Consider the following 15887-nt stretch of genomic DNA (forward strand, 5'->3'; position numbering starts at 1 on the left):
TCTTCGATGGACTATCCATCTGGCCAACGCCCAGCCCGGGCCCGTTTGCACGATGGAGAACACAATGAAGCGCGCCCTAGCTGGAATGATCGCGGCCTTGGCCGCCTCGGCGGCCGCCAGCGCGGCTCTCGCCGCCGAGAAGCCGGTATCGATCGTGCTCGTGCACGGCGCCTTCGTCGATGCCTCGGGCTGGCGTCCGGTCTACGAACTCCTGTCGAAGAAGGGCTTTGAAGTCCTCATCGTCCAGAACCCGACCATTACCCTGGAGGGTGACGCGACGGCGGCCCGCGAGGCCATCGCTCAGGCCAGGCATCCGGTCATCCTGGTCGGCCATTCCTACGGCGGGGCGGTGATCACCGAGGCCGGGGCCGATCCCAAGGTCAAGGGCCTGGTCTATCTGGCGGCCTTCGCGCCCGACGCTGGCGAGTCCGTCCTGCAACTGGCCAGCACGCCGGTGCCGGGGGCGCCGCCCGCGCCCCTGCTGCCGCCCAAGGACGGGTTCATCCAGATCGATCCGGCCAAGTTCGCCTCGGCCTTCGCCGCCGACGTCGATCCGGCGACTACCCATTTCATGGCGGCCTCCCAGGTTCCTTGGGGTCTCGGCGCGGTGGGGGCCAAGATCACCGCGCCGGCCTGGAAGGCCAAGCCCAGCTACTACCTGCTGGCGACGCAGGACCTGATGATCCCGCCGGCGGCCCAGCGGGCCATGGCGGTGCGGGCCAAGGCCACACTCGTCGAAACGCCGAGCAGCCACGCGGTGATGCTCTCCAAGCCCGGCTACGTCGCCGACTTCATCGAGATGGCGGCCGACGAAACCAAGTAGTCGCGCCGCCCGCCGATCTCGCCGCGCGCCCTGGCGTGGCGAGACCTCTCAAACGCTGAAAACCCCAACCTGAAACTCAAGGAGATTTCCCATGACCCGACTGTTCACGTCCCTGGCGCTCGCCGCCGCCACCTTGGCCGCCACCACCCTGGCGACCGCGCCCCACGCCCTGGCCGCTTCCGCCCCGAAGGCTACGGTCACGCGCCTCGCGCCGCCGGTGATCCACTACCGGGCCGCCACGATCGACGGTGTGAAGGTCTTCTATCGCGAGGCCGGTCCGGCCGATGGTCCGGTGGTGCTGCTGCTGCACGGTTTTCCGACCTCCTCGCACATGTTCCGCAACCTGATCCCGCTGCTGGCCGACAAGTACCGGGTCATCGCGCCGGACTATCCGGGCTATGGCCAGAGCGACGCGCCGGATCACACCAAGTTCGCCTATACCTTCGCCAACCAGGCCGACGTCGTCGACAAGCTGGCGACCCAGCTGGGGGCCAAGCGCTACGCCCTCTACGTCATGGATTACGGCGCGCCGATCGGCTACCGCCTGGCGCTCAAGCACCCCGAGCGGGTCAGCGGCCTGATCGTCCAGAACGGCAACGCCTACAATGAAGGCCTGCAGTCGCCGTTCTGGGATCCGATCAAGGTCTACTGGAAGGACCGCTCGCAGAAGAACCGCGACGCCCTCAACAGCCTGGTCACCCTGGACATCACCAAGTTCCAGTACACCGACGGCATGGGCGACGTGGCGCGCATCAGTCCCGACAACTGGGTCCATGACCAGGCCCTGCTCGACCGTCCGGGCAACCGCGACGTCCAGCTGGACATGCTCGGAGACTACGGCTCCAACGTGCCGTTCTATCCGGACTTCCAGAAGTTCTTCCGTGATCGCCAGCCGCCGACGCTGATCGTCTGGGGCAAGAACGACAAGATCTTCCCCGAGGAAGGCGCCCATCCCTATCTGCGCGACCTGCCCAAGGCCGAGATCCACATCCTCGACTCGGGCCACTTCGCCCTGGAGGACCGTCTCGACGTCATGGCGCCGCTGATCCACGACTTCCTGGACCGCAAGGTCGCCAACTAGACCTGACGCCTACGCATCCGATGTCCGCGACGCGCCTAGCGCGCCGCGGACATCACGCGTTGGGGTTGGGCGAAAACACCCTCGATCCAGGCCTCGTCACGGGCGGTCAGCTCGATGCACAGGACCCGGCGCGACGTCACCGACGCCGCGCCCACCCCGGCCTCGCCGGGCAGGTCGACGACCACCGAGCGCATCGCCTGCGTCAGCAAGGCGACCATGTTGTGGAACCGCTCCTCCAACGGGCCGACGGGCGCGGGATGGGCTTCGCCGACGAGGGGCTGCGGCGACGCCATGGCCGCAAGGGTCGTGGAGGCTTCGCTGCATTCGACAGGCGCAATGAACCTGTAGCCTCGACCGTTCACGGTGGCGATGTACTGGGCGAGGTCCGCGTCGTCGTCGAGCGCACGGCGCAAGGCGGCGATATGGACCTTGAGATTTCCCTCGACGACCGTGGTGCTGGGCCAGGCCTCTTCCAGCAGCTCGCGCTTGCTGAGCACTTCGCCGGGACGCTGGACGAAGGCGGTCAGCAGATCCAGGGCCCGGCACCCGATGCGAACGGCCTGGCCGTTCTTCAGCAGGAGCTGGCGCCGCGGGATGAACAGATACTCGCCGAAGGCGAAGGTCGGAGCGTGGGTCATGAGCGTGTCGCTCCGTTCCGCGGGTCCACGCCACCCGCATCGCGGCGGCGGATTGATTTCCAAAGGTTCGACAAGCCACCCTCCTCTGATTGAGCTTCAAGGCTAGGGCGCTGGGTCGGACGGGTTCAATTCGTCCATGGTCGCGCTCCTATCCCCGCGGGGCGTGTCGTGTTCGACCTTGGTCTAGTCGGGGCTAGCGCCTTGCGCGGCGCGGCTCCTCGGCGCCCCTTCGGATCGCACCGACGGCCGACGAGCCCGGTCTCGAGGCCGCCTCGCGCCCAATGATCACGTTCGCGCTAGCCGAAGGTCGAACGCGCCTAGACCTTGGTCAGGTGGAAGCAGGGCCTGGATCACGCTAGTTTAAGGCCACGCCGGACAGGCAGGACAAAGGCCCCCTTGTGGCGCCGCCGCGCGTCACGCCCCAGACAGCCGAAAGATCAGATTCTGGAACAGCTCTATAGCGACATCGAGCGCCTGAGCCTTCTGCCCGAAACGTGGAAGGGCCTTGACCCGACCTCGATCGCGGAGGGCGTGCTCGACACCCTGCTCGACATGCTCGCGCTGGATTTCGTGGGCCTGCGCTTCAACGACACCACACACATTTTCCTGCGCGTGGCCCCGGCTTTCGGCGACACGTGTTCGGCGGAAGCGATCCGCGCCGCCCTGGAAACCTGGTCCGCCACCGGCGCACCCGAGGTCATGCGGACCTTAAGCGAAGGATCGATGTCGGTCGTCCAATGCCCCCTGGGCGAGAACGCCAGCATCGGCGTGATCCTGGCCGGCGCGCGCCGCGCCGCCTTCCCGGATCGGATGGAGCTGTCGAAGCTCAGGCTCGCCGCGTCACAGGCCGGTCTGGCGTGCCGCGAGATGCGCGACCTCAGCGACCGCCAGCCGCCCGCGGATTTCCGCGACAAACCCCTTTCGGAGGCCGCCTTGGCGGAAAGCGAATGGCGGCTGCATCTTACCATCAACACCATCCCGACCATGGCCTGGTCGACCACGCCGGATGGACTGATCGACTTCTGTAACCAGAACTTCGTCGACTATGTCGGGTGGACGGCCGAGGAGATCAGCGGCCAGGGCTTCTGGCCGATCTTCCACCCGGACGACACCGCTCACCTGCTGGCCTCCTGGCAGGAGATCCTGGCCACCAAGCGCCCCCGCGACGTCGAGGGCCGCATCCGGCGCGCCGATGGCCAGTACCGCTGGTTCGTGCTGCGGCAGAACCCGCTGTTCGACGCGGATGGCGCCGTCATCAAGTGGTATGGGGCCGGCGCCGACATCGAGGATCGCAAGCGCGCCGAGACCGCGCTCGAAGAGACTCAGGCCGCCCTGCTGGCGAGCGAGCAGAACCTCAACCTGATCATCAATTCGCTGCCGGTCCTGGTCTGGTCGGCGCGGCCCGACGGCAGCGCCGATTTCATCAATCACAGCTGGCGTGAGTACGCCGGGGAACCGGCCGACAAGATCCTTGAATGGGGCTTCCTTGATCTCTACCACCCCGACGACGTGGCGGGCATGGTCGAGATTTGGAAGCGGGATCTGGCCCACAGCGATCAGACCTCGCTGAAGGGGCGTATCCGCGGCGCCGATGGCCAGTACCGCTGGTTCTATTTCGCGGGCCGCAAACTCACCGACGCCAATGGCGTGGTCCGATGGTTCGGATGCAATGTCGATATCGAGGACCTGCAGCGCGCCGAAGACGCGCTGCGCGCCAGCGAAGCGGCGCTGCGCGAGAGCGAACGTGCCCTAAGCCTGATGCTTGACGCCATTCCGGCGATGGCATGGTCGACGACGGCTGACGGCTATGCCGACATGTTCAACAAGAGCATGGTCGATTACCTGGGCCGGTCGATGGAAGAGCTCGCGGGCGTCGGGTTCCTGGCTCAGTTCCATCCCGACGATGTCGACCGCATGCTTGCCGAGTGGCAGGCGATGATGGCCTCGGGCGCCGGCGGCGATATCGAGGGCCGCTCCCAGCGCGCCGACGGCGAATATCGCTGGCTGATCTGCCGTTGCAGCCCGTTGCTGAACGCGCAGGGCGAAGTCGTCCGCTGGTACGGCGTCAATCTGGACATCGAGGACCGCAAACGCGCCGAGGCCGCGACGCAGGCCAGCGAGAGTAATCTGAGCCTGATCCTGAATTCCCTGCCGGTTCTGATCTGGTCGGCCAAGGCTGGCGGCAGCGCCGATTTCATCAATCAGCGGTACCTGGACTATGTCGGCCTTCCCACTGAAGCGATCCTGGACTTCGGCTTCGCCGATGTGATCCACCCCGACGATGTGGACGGCTTGCTGGAGACCTGGCGCCTGGCCCAGGATCAGGACACCTCGTTCGCGCAGGCCAGGATTCGGCGGTTCGACGGCGAGTATCGGTGGTTCTACTTAATTGGGCAGAAGTTTTACGACGCGAACGGGACTGTGCGTTGGTTCGGCGTCAATATCGACGTCGAGGACCACAAGGACACTCGAGATGCGCTGCGCGCAAGCGAGGCAGCGCTGCGGGAAAGCGAGCGGCAACTTCAGCAGATTGTCTCCTCGATCCCGGGCCTGACCTGGTCATCGGATGAGCGCGGCGCCACGACCTTCTGGAGCCGGCAGTACCTGGACTATGCGGGCGCCAAGCTGGAAGACGTTCTGGGCTTTGGGTTTGTGGACTACATCCACCCCGACGACCGTGAACACGCCATGGACACCTGGGCCACGACGCTCACTTCGGGCAGGCCCGGAGAGGCCGAGCTGCGTTTGCGCCGAGCCGACGGGGTGTATCGGTGGTTCCTGATCCGGGCCTGCCCCTTCTTCGACGAGGCAGGCAATCTCACCCAGTGGTTCGGCGTCAATGTCGACATCGAGGACAGGAAGGGCGCGCAGGACGCCCTTCAGGCCAGTGAGGCGGCGCTGCGGGAAAGCGAGCGGCAGCTCCAGCAGATCGTTTCCTCGATTCCCGGGCTGACCTGGAAGGCCGACGCCCAAGGCAATGTGACCTTCTGGAGCAAGGGTTTCCTGGATTATGGCGGTGCCACGATCGAGGACATCGTTGGCTACGGGTTCATGAATTATCTGCACCCGGACGATCACGACCGGGTCATGGAGGTCTGGAACGGCATTCTGCAGTCGGGAACCCAGGGCGAGTCGGAGGTGCGCATACGCCGGGCCGACGGCCAGTACAGGTGGTTCCTGTGGCGAGCCAGTCCGTTCTTCGACGGCGCTGGCAACGTCACCCAGTGGTTCGGCATCAACGTCGATATCGAAAACCGCAAGCGCGCAGAGGAGAACCTGCGTCAAAGCCAGAACGAACTGGCCCACGTGACGCGGATGACGACCATGGGCGAACTCGCGGTTTCGATCGCACACGAGGTCAACCAGCCGCTGATGGCGGTCGTCACCAATGCCGGGGCTTGCCTGCGCTGGCTGAATGGAGACCCGCCGGATCTGGCCATGGCGCGTCAGGCCGCCGAGCGCATCGTGCGTGACGGACACCGGGCAGGCGACATCATCACCAGCCTGCGCAATCTGGCGCGCAAGTCCGCGCCGCGCCTGGATCGGGTGTGCCTGGATCAGGTCATCCCGGTGGTGCTTGACCTGCTGCAGGGCGAGTTCAGGCGCCACGGCGTTGTCGCCAAAGCGGAGCTCGGCGATTTCAGCATCACCATCCGCGGCGACAGCACCCAGTTGCAGCAGGTCGTGCTGAACCTGGTCATGAACGCCGTCGAGGCGATGGCCAGCGCGGCGGCGAGCGTACGACGCCTGACCGTCAGCGCCGAAATCCGCGACGGCGATGCGCTGGTCACGGTCGCGGACACCGGACCCGGGCTGGGGACTGAAGACCCCGATCGCCTGTTCGAGGCCTTCTTCAGCACAAAGACCGAGGGGATCGGCATGGGCCTTTCAATCTGCCGCTCGATCATCGAAGCCCACGGCGGCAGGATCTGGGCTTCCAACGGGGCGCGTGGCGGCGTCTTCAGTTTCACCCTGCCCTTGGCGGAAGGATACGGCTTTGATGTCTCCAACGGCTAAGGACGGCGAGGGCGAGCGCGTCGTCGCCGTTATCGATGACGACGAAAGCGTTCGCGAAGCGCTGCGCGGCCTCTTCCAATCGGTGGGCCTGGTGACGGAGCTCTACGGCTCGGTGCAGGCGTTCATCGACGCCGGCCAAATGGAACGTGCTGGGTGCATCGTTCTGGATATCCGCCTGCCGGGTCGCAGCGGCCTTGAGTTCCAGGAGGCCCTGGCCAGGAGCGGCGCGGCCCAGTCGGTCGTGCTCATCAGCGGTCACGTCGACGTCCAGATGGCGGTGCGGGCCATGAAGGCCGGCGCCATCGACGTGCTGACCAAGCCCGTGCGCGAGCAGGATCTCCTGGAGGCTGTGAACAGGGCCTTGGCCGCCGATCGGCAACGCCGGGAAGAGGCCAAGGGCGGGCAGGCGCTGCGCGCGCGACACAGGACTCTCTCCGAACGTGAGCGGCAGGTTTTCGCCTTGGTGGCGGCCGGCTTGCTGAACAAGCAAATCGCCGATCGCGTCGCCATCACCGAAGCGACCGTCAAGCTTCACCGCAGCCAGGTCATGAAGAAGATGGAGGCTGGGTCCTTGGCCGATCTGGTGCGGATGGCCGATCTGCTGGCCAAGGCCGAGGCGAGCCCGGAACTCTGAGCCGGGCGTCTCGCCGGGGACGGGTCGCCCGTCCCCGGCGAGGACTCAGGCCTCGTTCATGAAGCCGCGCAGCAGGGCGTTATACTGCTCCGGTTTCTCGTTCATCGTGAGGTGCGAGCACCCGGTCATCACGGCCAGGCGCGCCTTGCCGGCGATGCCCTCGCGAAGGGTCTCGTGGCAGTCGAGGGTGACCTCGTCGAACTCGCCGGTGGTGATCAGGGTCCTCTGGGTGATCGCCTTGAGGTCCTTGCGACGATCCCAGTCCTTGATCTTGCCGACGATGGTGAACTCGTTGGGTCCGTTGAGCACGCGATAGGCCGGCGATTTGGAGAGCGCCTCCAGCGTCGCCAGCACCTCGGGGCTCGGTGGAACCCGCAGAACGAAGGCGTCGTAGAACTTCTGAACCAGCTCGGCATATTCCGGCGTGGCCGTCTTGCCGGCTTTCTCCAGGGCATGGATCTTGGCGCTCCAGCCGTCAGGCATGGTGGCGAACAGGCGATCGAACCCGGCCATGACCTGGGGGATGCTGGCCATGGCGCCGCTCAGGATCAGGCGGTCGACGCCCCTGCCCCGCCCTTGGCAAAGATACTCGACGGCCAGCAAGGCGCCCCACGAGTGACCAAGCAGGATGACCCGGTCCAGACCCAGAGCGGCGCGCACGGCGTCCACCTCATCGACCGAGCGCTGGATCGAATAGACGCTTTCGTCTTCCGGCGCGTCCGCTCTGCCACAGCCCAGCTGATCGTAGAAGATCACCGGGCGTTCGTCGGCCAGCGCCCGCAACGGGAGGAGATAGTTGTGCGACGAACCGGGGCCGCCATGCAGCGTCAGCAACGGCGTCTTGCCGCCCGACCCGAACTTTCGCCAAAAGATCCGGCCGCCAGGCACGGCGGCATAGCCCTCGGCCTGGGGCGCGGCGGCGAAGGCGGCGGCGGCCGAAGTCGCCAGGGTCGCGCCCAGCAGTGTAGCGCCCGATTGCAAGGCGCGCCGACGGGTCCAGTTGCTGGTGGTCATGGTCGATACTCCGGAAGATGACTGAAGGGGCTCCCCGCGCCTGAACAGCGTCTAGCGCGTGCGCGCAGGCGCCACGAGAAAGCGAAATGAAACTCAAGATTTCCAGGAAGGGGCTTGCCGCCCGTGCCTCCGGCTAGGCCGAAAATCGACCTGCGGCGGCTTGGCGCCGCCACCGTCCCGGTGTGCATCCCATGAGATTGCCGAACGTCCGCGTGAAGTGCGCCTGATCGGAAAAGCCGCAGGCTAAGGCGATCTCACAAAGCTTGCCGGCGCCGCCGACCAAGAGCCCTCGCGCGCGTTCAACCCGGCGAGCGGCCACGAATCTGGAGAATGTGACGCCAAAGGACTGGCGAAAGCGTCTGGAGAAATAGCCAGGGCTGAGACGGGCATGAGCCGCCGCCACGCTCAGCGACATCGCGCCGTGCAGGTCTGCGTCGACATAGTCGCGGACCCGTTTGACCTGCCATGGGAGCAGGCCTGCCCAGCGCTCGCCTTGCGCGCGGGCCGACGGGTCTGACCCGACCCGCCGGTCACGGCTGTCGCCGAAGACATCCGCGCGGGAATCGAGACGCGCGCGGGCGGTCGGCATGAAGGTCATCAGGCCCGAGGCGGGCAGGACCGCTGGGCGCGTCGCCGAAGGGCTTTGGGCAAACTGCATGGGTCGTCTCCGCCACTGTGATTTCACTTAGCAGCCTAGGAGAGACGTGCACCGTCGTGGCGTTAAGTGCAGTAAACCTCAGTCAAGTTTGATATTCGGCGGCCTCGATGCAGGTTTCGCCTCGATCACGCCAATGAAGACCGCTCGACCTGGTCATGCTGGCCCGCCCGGGGCTTAAGGCCTCGTCAAAAACGGTACTGAACGATCGCCATCACGAAGTCGCCGTCGCGACCGCCGGCCGCCTTGACCGCTGCGTCGACCTCTTGACGCAGCGCCTCGACCTGCAGCTTGACGTTCCGCGTCGCCTGCCAGCTGGCGTCGGCTTGCAGCGCATGCCCCACCGCCTTGGCTCGCGAGCCCAGCGAGCCTGGCAGCACCACGGACGGCTGTAGGTAGACGGCGTCGCCGCCGGTCTGACGGGCGCGATCCAGGTAGCTGACCTCCAGGGAAATCGCCTTGGTGGGCGACAGCCCCAGGCTCGGCCGGATCGCCATCAGGTTGGACCAGCTGGTCAGGCTGCTTTCGTTGAAATAGGCGCCTTTCGGAAACAACGGGTTGAAGGTCTGCAGCCGGGCGTCGTTGGGATTCTTGTCGCCCGAGCCGGCGTCGAGGCGCAGGCCGATCCGAGGTTTCCAGGGCGCGGCCAGGGTATAGCCGCCACCGACCGATCCGCCCCAGGCACGGATCCTTTGCCCGGCGAAGCCGCCGCGCTGGATCATGCCCTCGGCCTCGAAGTCGATCGCACCGACCTGCCCCGCCAGGCGCGCGCCTAGGCTCCTGCGGCGCTCGTCCCCGGTGACCGCGCCGAACCTGGCGCCGTCGCGCTCAAGCTCCAGCGCATAGACATCGAGGTTGAGATGGGACGCCAAGCGCCCCGCGGCGTAGACGCCATAAAAGTGCTGCGCGCGATTGCTGGGATCGTTGAACGCGCCCCGAGCGATCGTGACAGGCGTGACATAGAACGCGTCCAGCCGCAGCCCCTTGGTCTGGCGAGTCACCCGCAGACCGTCGAAGCTCTGGCGGATGTTGGGGCCCTCGCGCACCGAGACGAACCGCTGGGTGGGGCTGAGCATCAGCTCCTGCCGCCCCAGGCGCAGGCGCCAGAGCCGGTCGGCGTCCGGCGTGACGTCGATGAAACCGACCTGTGCGTCCAGCCCGTCGCGATCGGTGAGCGCCGGAGCGTCGGACTTGCCGACGTCGCGATGCCAGCCCAGCTCGCCATAGACCCGGACGCGGTCGTTCAGGTGCAGGTCGGCGCTGAACAGGCTCCGCACCAGGCCGTAGGTGTCGGCCGGTTCGCCGGCGACGCCGAAGCGCGGGGCGTCGATCGCATCGATCCTCAAACGGGCCTCGCCGCCAAGGGTCAGATAGGCGTCGCCGCCGACTGGTATGTAGCGCAGGGCGTCCAGGCCCGTGCGATCCGTCGTGGCCAGATGGGCATAGGTCTCGTCGGAGCGGATCGGCTTAAAGGCCTCGGCGGCTTGGGCGGCGCTGGCGCTGGCCAGGATGGCGACGAGCGCGGTCGCAGCGAGGTTCATGACCGCTCTCCCCGAACGGCGTGGAGAATCGCCAGCACCGCCACCACGATAACGCCCAGCGCAAGGCTCCAGGCGCCGGCGACCAGCACCCCGATCGCGCCGCCCATGGCGCCGAGCGCGAAGGCCGTCACGGGGGGCCAGGTCTTGCGGATCCGCGCCTTCAGCGCCTCGTCGGGACGGCCACGGGCGATGGCCAGATCGACGATGTCGATCGCCACCTGGGTTACGTTGCCGGTCATCATGGTCGTCGGCGCCAGATGGGTGAAGACGACGCGCGCGCCGACGTTCTGCACCGCCATGGCCGCCACCCCCGTCAATCCGGCCAGCATGACGGACGGCGCGTTGGCGCTGGCGGCGGGCAAGGCCCACACGGTCAGGAGCATGAAGCCCGCTAGCAGGACCGCCTGCAACGCCAGGACCAAGACCTCGCAAGGCTGGCCCCGGGCGTTGCGCCAGCGGATCAGCGCGTAGGCAGCCGCCACCGCGCCGATGAACACCGGCAGGGCCAGGAGCTTGGTGGCCACGCCGCCGGCGTCGCCCGCCAGCCCCACGCCCAGCATGACGATATTGCCGGTGGCGTGGGCGACGAAGAGGCCAAACAGCAGCACGAAGCCGATCACGTCGACATAGCCGCCGACGAAGGCCATGCCCACGCCGGTCACGCCGGCCAGGCGGGTCTCCTTGGTCAGGATCGAGCTCGGGCTCATGCGGCGCGCTCCTTCTCGACGAGGGCCGCCGCGACCATGAAGCCGCCGATCAGGCCGATGTGCTCGAGGAAGGTGTTCATGGCGTGGAAGCGCTCGGCCGGATCAGCGACCGTCCAATAGGGATGGGCGATCAGCGTGGCCAGGGCGGTGAAGACCCCCAGCGCCCCCGCCGCCAGCCAGCTCAGCCGGCCAGCGATCAACAGGACGGAGCCGCCCAGCTGGACGGCGATCGTGGCGGCGACCACCAGGCCCGCGGGCCGAAGGCCGAAGTGCGCCGCCTCGCCGAGCGCGTCCGGCCAATGGGTCAGCTTGTAAAGGCCGGCGAACCAGTAGGGCGTAGTGAGGACCGCGCGCGCGACAGGCCCGAACACGGGGGCCCGCAGCAGGGCGGCGATGGGTCGGGGCGTGGTCATGATCATATCGCCCAGCAGCCGCAGCCCATGGCGCCCCAGAAGGAGCGTGCATCGCTGGTCGGAGCGTCCCGCGTGTAGGCGGACGCGTGGTCGTGGCCGTGGACGTTGCAGCCGCTGGCGCAGCCACAGGCCGAGGCCAGGGCGCGGGCATGGCCGCGCGAACGATCCTGGTAGCCGCCGAAGGTCCGCACCGGCGACCAGTCGGGCATCGGCGGCGGCAGGACTGGCGCCAGCTTGTCGTATCCGCCCTGGCCGTGGACCACCTTGCCGCCCAGCAAGGTCAGCACGGACGACAGGTGCGGGATCTCGTCCTCGGGCACGGTCATGTAGTCGTCGGCGAGCACCGCCAGGTCGGCCAGTTGGCCGACGGCGATCTGGCCCTTCTTGCCTTCCTCGTTCGAGAACCAGGTGTTGGCGGTGGTCCACAGGCGCAGGGCCTCCTCGCGGTCGAGACGGTTGGCGGGCGGATAGAGCCGCGTACCGCCGACCGTCTTGCCGGTCACCAGCCAGTTTAGCGAGACCCAGGGGTTGTAGCTGGCCACGCGGGTGGCGTCCGTGCCGGCTCCGACCGGGACGCCAGCCTTCAGCATCTTGTTGATCGGCGGCGTCGCCTCAGCCGCCTTCGCGCCATAGCGGTCGATAAAGTACTCGCCCTGGAACGCCATCCGGTGCTGCACGGCGATGCCGCCGCCCAGGGCCGCGATACGGTCGATGTTGCGGTCGCTGATCGTCTCGGCGTGGTCGAAGAACCAGTGCAGCCCGTCGAACGGCATGTCCTTGTTGACCTTCTCGTAGACGTCCAGCGCCCGCGTGATGGTCTCGTCATAGGTGGCGTGCAGTCGCCAGGGCCAGCGGTTCTCGACCAGATGGCGGATCACCGGCTCGAGATCGCTCTCCATGTTGGCCGGCATCTCGGGACGCTCGACCCGGAAATCCTCGAAATCGGCGGCGCTGTAGACCAGCATCTCGCCCGCGCCATTGTGGCGGTAATTGTCGTCGCCCTGCCCCGGCTTGACCTGCTTGGACCAGCTTTGGAAGTCCGACAGCTCGGCCTTGGGCTTCTGGGTGAACAGGTTGTAGCTGATGCGCAGGGTCAGCTGGTCGTCGGCATGCAGCTTCTCGACGATCTCGTAGTCGTCCGGATAGTTCTGGAAGCCGCCGCCGGCGTCGATCACCCCGGTCACGCCCAGGCGGTTCATCTCGCGCATGAAGTGGCGGGTGGAGTTGAGCTGGTACTCGGGCGGCAGTTTGGGACCCTTGGCCAGGGTGGCGTAGAGGATCGTCGCATTGGGCTGGGCCAGCAGCAGGCCCGTGGGCTCGCCCGAGGCGTCGCGCTGGATCTCGCCGCCGGGCGGGTTGGGCGTGTCCTTGGTGTAGCCGACGGCGCGCAGGGCGGCCCGGTTGAGCAGGGCGCGGTCATAGAGGTGGAGGATAAACACCGGCGTCTCGGGCGCGGCGGCGTTGATCTCGTCCAGGGTCGGCAGCCGTTTTTCGACGAACTGGTGCTCGGTGAAGCCGCCGACCACGCGCACCCACTGCGGCGGCGGGGTGTTGGCGGCCTGCTTCTTCAGCATGGCCATGGCGTCGGCCAGGGTCGGCACGCCGTCCCAACGCAGCTCCATGTTGTAGTTCAGCCCGCCACGGATGATGTGCATGTGGCTGTCGATCAGGCCGGGGATCACGCGGCGGCCCTTCAAGTCGATGATGGTCGGATTCGGGCCGGCGGCGGCGCGGACCTCGCCCTCCTCGCCCACGGCGGCGAACTTGCCGTCGCGGACCAGGGCGGCGTCGGCGCGCGGGTTGGAGCGGTCGAGGGTCGTGAACTTGCCGTTGACGAGCAGCAGGTCGGTCATGGGGCCGGGCCTCCGGGGCTGGGCGAAAGCGGAACTGGACAGGAAGGCCGCGCCGAGGGCGACGGCTTGGCGACGATCGAGCGGGTTCATGCCTGGCCACCTTTAGGATCGGGGCCGTCGCCTGCGATGGCTTGTGGACCCAGCACCTGACCGGCGCATTCCGGGGTCTTGAGATGGGCCACGACGGGCGCCTTGGTCATCAGGCGCTTGGCGATCGGGACCGCCTGTTCGCCCAGCAACATGCCGAGCAGGCCCAGAAGGGCGATGGCCGGCGGGGCGGGTGAGCGAACATTGAGCAGCGAATAAATCACGCCCACGAGCAGCCCGACGCCGAGCGAAAGGAGGTAGGGTTTCATGACGGGGCTCCAAAACGGGAGGCGGCTCGACGCCGCCCCCCGTCCGCTATCGGGTTAGGCGGCGGCCGCGTCTTGTTCAGAAGCGTCGAACATCGTCTTGGCGTAGGTGATGCCAAGGCCGTAGGCGCCGCCCCGTTCGCGGGCGATCCCGGTGGTCAGGTCGTAGGTCTCGCCGCGCGCCCAGTCGCGCTGCAGCTCCAGCAGATATTGCAGCGAGGTGATCGGCTGGGCTCCGGCCTGGATCATGCGCGCCACGGCGCGCTCGTGCGCTTCGTCGGAGACGTCGCCGCTGGCGTCGGTGATCACATAGACTTCGAAACCCTGGTCCAGAGCCGAGAGCGCGGGACCGACGATGCAGACCGAGGTCCAAAGACCGGCCAGGACGATGCGGGTCTTGCCAATGGCGTTGACCTCGGCGATCACCGCCGCGTCTTCCCAGGTGTTCATCGACGTGCGGTCAAGCAGCGCCTTACCCGGAAAGGGCGCGGTGACTTCCGAGAACATCGGGCCGGAAAAGCCCTTCTCGGCGACGGTGGTCAGGATGGTCGAGACGCCAAAGCCGGCGGCGGCGCTGGCGACCAGGCCGGCGTTGTTGCGCAGCTCGGTGGCCGAGATCGACTTGGTCGCGAAGGCCATCTGCGATTGGTAGTCGATCATGATCAGGGTGTGGTCGGCGGCGCTCAGCAGGCGAGCGCCCGGGGTGGCGGTGGCTTGGATCATGGCTGGGTCCTTCGGTGCTTGGAGGACCGCTCTCGGCCGCCCCGTTGTTCTGACAAGGACACCTTGGACGCAACACATCACCGCATAAATGGAAAGTATCGAAACCTATTGTTTCCAAAATTGGCCCGACGGGGCACCTCGGCCCACCAGAACCGCGGGACGGTCGAACCGTTCACAGCGCGGCATTCTTTTTGTCAAAAATCTCAAGCCTTAGTCGGCTGCGCGCCAGGAGCGGACTTAATGCCCCCTCCCCATAAGCGACATTCAGCAGAGCCTCCGCAACGGATGATACCGCTCATCCTGTGGAGCTGGGCAGAACTTTAGCATTCCCCACACAAGCCGAGGCCCCTAGGCGGCCGACGACGGCGGAGGCGGCGTCCCCTTACATCGGTAACGATAAAGCCAACTCAAGCTCGGACGGCTCTGATAAATCGTGCGGCGGCAGCCTCTGGCCGCGGCGCGGGTCCGGCGATGGACGCGCCCGAGGCCACGGGGGCCGCGCCGCTGGTTTCCAGACGCCCACACTGCCCCCCAGTCCGGCCGATTTGGATGCGCTGCGAGGGCGTAACTGCCGGCTCGCCTTCGAACACGCCTCGAAAAGGATTGTACGATGCCATCGGTTCTCATCACTGGAAGCTCATCTGGCTTCGGCCTCGAAATCGCTCGGATGTTTCTTGAGCGGGGGTGGCGAGTTGTCGCCACCATGCGGACCGTGCGCGAAGACTTGCTCCCCGTTTCCGACCATCTGAGCGTCCTCCCCTTGGACGTGACGGATTCGGCGAGCATCGCCCGTGCGGTCGATATGGCCGGAGATATCGATGTGCTCGTAAATAACGCGGGCATCGGCATGGCGAACGCGCTCGAAGGCGTTTCGATGGACGCCATCCGGCGAGTGTTTGAGACGAATTCCTCGCCGCTGACCTGCCTGGTCGGCGACCGCTCGTACGAGGCCGAGATCACCCTTGAGCTGACCGGCGAAGCCGAAGCCGGGATTCTGCTGTTCTACAATCACAGGGCCTTCGTGGGCCTGGGCTTCACGTCCACGGCCCTGAAGATCTTCGAATACTCCGAGGAGCTGCCTTGGGCGCGCACGCCCCACGACGCGCGCAAGCTGCGCCTGCGGGTCAGCAATATCGAGAATGTCGTCACCTACCACTACTCGTACGACGACGGCCGCACCTGGATCCGCCACGGCACGCGGATGGAGGTCTCGGGCCTGCATCACAACGTGTTCGGCGGGTTCCTGTCCTTGCGGATCGGCCTCTACGTCGCCGGAACGGGCGAGGCGCGGCTGAGCGACTTCCGCTACCGCGCCAACCCGTCGGTGGCGGCCGAGAGCAGGGCGTAGTCGCTCCCAGGTGATCCCGGATGGGCTTTCGGAGGTCCAGGGATGACGCATCGGGGTAGGCGTACTTCGCCGCCCAGCCGCGGCGAG

Annotated in this window: 14 protein-coding genes; 5 read left to right on the forward strand and 9 right to left on the reverse strand. The window is 66.8% G+C overall.

The window, feature by feature from the left end:
- Positions 1-64: 64 nt before the first annotated feature.
- The gene (locus J2X41_RS07245; protein ID WP_310080845.1) at positions 65-823 is read left to right on the forward strand and encodes an alpha/beta hydrolase; all 759 of its coding nucleotides are present in this window, start codon (positions 65-67) and stop codon (positions 821-823) included.
- A gap of 91 nt (positions 824-914) precedes the next feature.
- The gene (locus tag J2X41_RS07250) at positions 915-1904 is read left to right on the forward strand and encodes an alpha/beta hydrolase (RefSeq protein ID WP_310080846.1); all 990 of its coding nucleotides are present in this window, start codon (positions 915-917) and stop codon (positions 1902-1904) included.
- 35 nt (positions 1905-1939) lie between these two features.
- On the opposite strand, the gene J2X41_RS07255 is transcribed toward J2X41_RS07250, so the two are convergent.
- A complete protein-coding gene (locus tag J2X41_RS07255) occupies positions 1940-2542 on the reverse strand; it encodes a transcriptional regulator (protein ID WP_310080848.1) in 603 nt (200 codons plus the stop codon).
- Positions 2543-2938: 396 nt separating this feature from the next.
- Between J2X41_RS07255 and J2X41_RS07260 the strand changes: the two genes are divergently transcribed.
- Both J2X41_RS07260 and J2X41_RS07265 read left to right on the forward strand, forming a co-directional pair.
- Entirely contained in the window at positions 2939-6559 is a 3621-nt protein-coding gene (locus J2X41_RS07260; RefSeq protein ID WP_310080850.1) for a PAS domain S-box protein, read from the forward strand.
- Positions 6543-7193: a response regulator gene (locus J2X41_RS07265; RefSeq protein WP_310081244.1), complete on the forward strand. Its 651-nt coding sequence runs from the start codon at positions 6543-6545 to the stop codon at positions 7191-7193. The genes J2X41_RS07260 and J2X41_RS07265 overlap by 17 nt, the downstream gene beginning before the upstream one ends.
- Before the next feature lie 45 nt (positions 7194-7238).
- Here the strand turns inward: J2X41_RS07265 and J2X41_RS07270 are convergent, their stop codons facing one another.
- The 8 genes from J2X41_RS07270 to J2X41_RS07305 all read right to left on the reverse strand — a co-directional run bounded on the left by J2X41_RS07270 (position 7239) and on the right by J2X41_RS07305 (position 14452).
- A complete protein-coding gene (locus J2X41_RS07270; RefSeq protein ID WP_310080851.1) occupies positions 7239-8207 on the reverse strand; it encodes a proline iminopeptidase-family hydrolase in 969 nt (322 codons plus the stop codon).
- A 133-nt stretch (positions 8208-8340) separates the two neighbouring features.
- Positions 8341-8865 carry an AraC family transcriptional regulator gene (locus tag J2X41_RS07275; RefSeq protein WP_310080852.1) on the reverse strand — a complete coding sequence of 175 codons (525 nt, stop codon included), beginning with the start codon at positions 8863-8865 and terminating at the stop codon, positions 8341-8343.
- A 185-nt stretch (positions 8866-9050) separates the two neighbouring features.
- Entirely contained in the window at positions 9051-10403 is a 1353-nt protein-coding gene (locus J2X41_RS07280) for an alginate export family protein (RefSeq protein ID WP_310080853.1), read from the reverse strand.
- Positions 10400-11110, reverse strand: coding sequence for a YoaK family protein (locus J2X41_RS07285; protein ID WP_310080854.1), 711 nt, complete (start codon positions 11108-11110; stop codon positions 10400-10402). The genes J2X41_RS07280 and J2X41_RS07285 overlap by 4 nt, the downstream gene beginning before the upstream one ends.
- The gene (locus J2X41_RS07290; RefSeq protein WP_310080855.1) at positions 11107-11523 is read right to left on the reverse strand and encodes a DoxX family protein; all 417 of its coding nucleotides are present in this window, start codon (positions 11521-11523) and stop codon (positions 11107-11109) included. Before J2X41_RS07290 ends, J2X41_RS07285 begins: the two co-directional genes overlap by 4 nt.
- 2 nt (positions 11524-11525) lie before the next feature.
- Positions 11526-13376 (reverse strand): amidohydrolase, encoded by a 1851-nt coding sequence (locus tag J2X41_RS07295; RefSeq protein ID WP_310080857.1) that lies wholly within the window; start codon positions 13374-13376, stop codon positions 11526-11528.
- Between the two features lie 86 nt (positions 13377-13462).
- Positions 13463-13732 carry a DUF1427 family protein gene (locus tag J2X41_RS07300; RefSeq protein WP_310080859.1) on the reverse strand — a complete coding sequence of 90 codons (270 nt, stop codon included), beginning with the start codon at positions 13730-13732 and terminating at the stop codon, positions 13463-13465.
- A gap of 54 nt (positions 13733-13786) precedes the next feature.
- Complete coding sequence (locus tag J2X41_RS07305) at positions 13787-14452, reverse strand: hydrolase (protein ID WP_310080861.1); 666 nt, start codon at positions 14450-14452, stop codon at positions 13787-13789.
- Between the two features lie 610 nt (positions 14453-15062).
- Here J2X41_RS07305 and J2X41_RS07310 point away from each other — a divergent pair.
- Positions 15063-15800: an SDR family NAD(P)-dependent oxidoreductase gene (locus J2X41_RS07310; protein ID WP_310080863.1), complete on the forward strand. Its 738-nt coding sequence runs from the start codon at positions 15063-15065 to the stop codon at positions 15798-15800.
- Positions 15801-15887 lie beyond the last annotated feature (87 nt).

Origin of the sequence: Caulobacter sp. BE254, from assembly GCF_031457295.1 — a bacterium.
Taxonomy (GTDB): Bacteria; Pseudomonadota; Alphaproteobacteria; order Caulobacterales; family Caulobacteraceae; genus Caulobacter.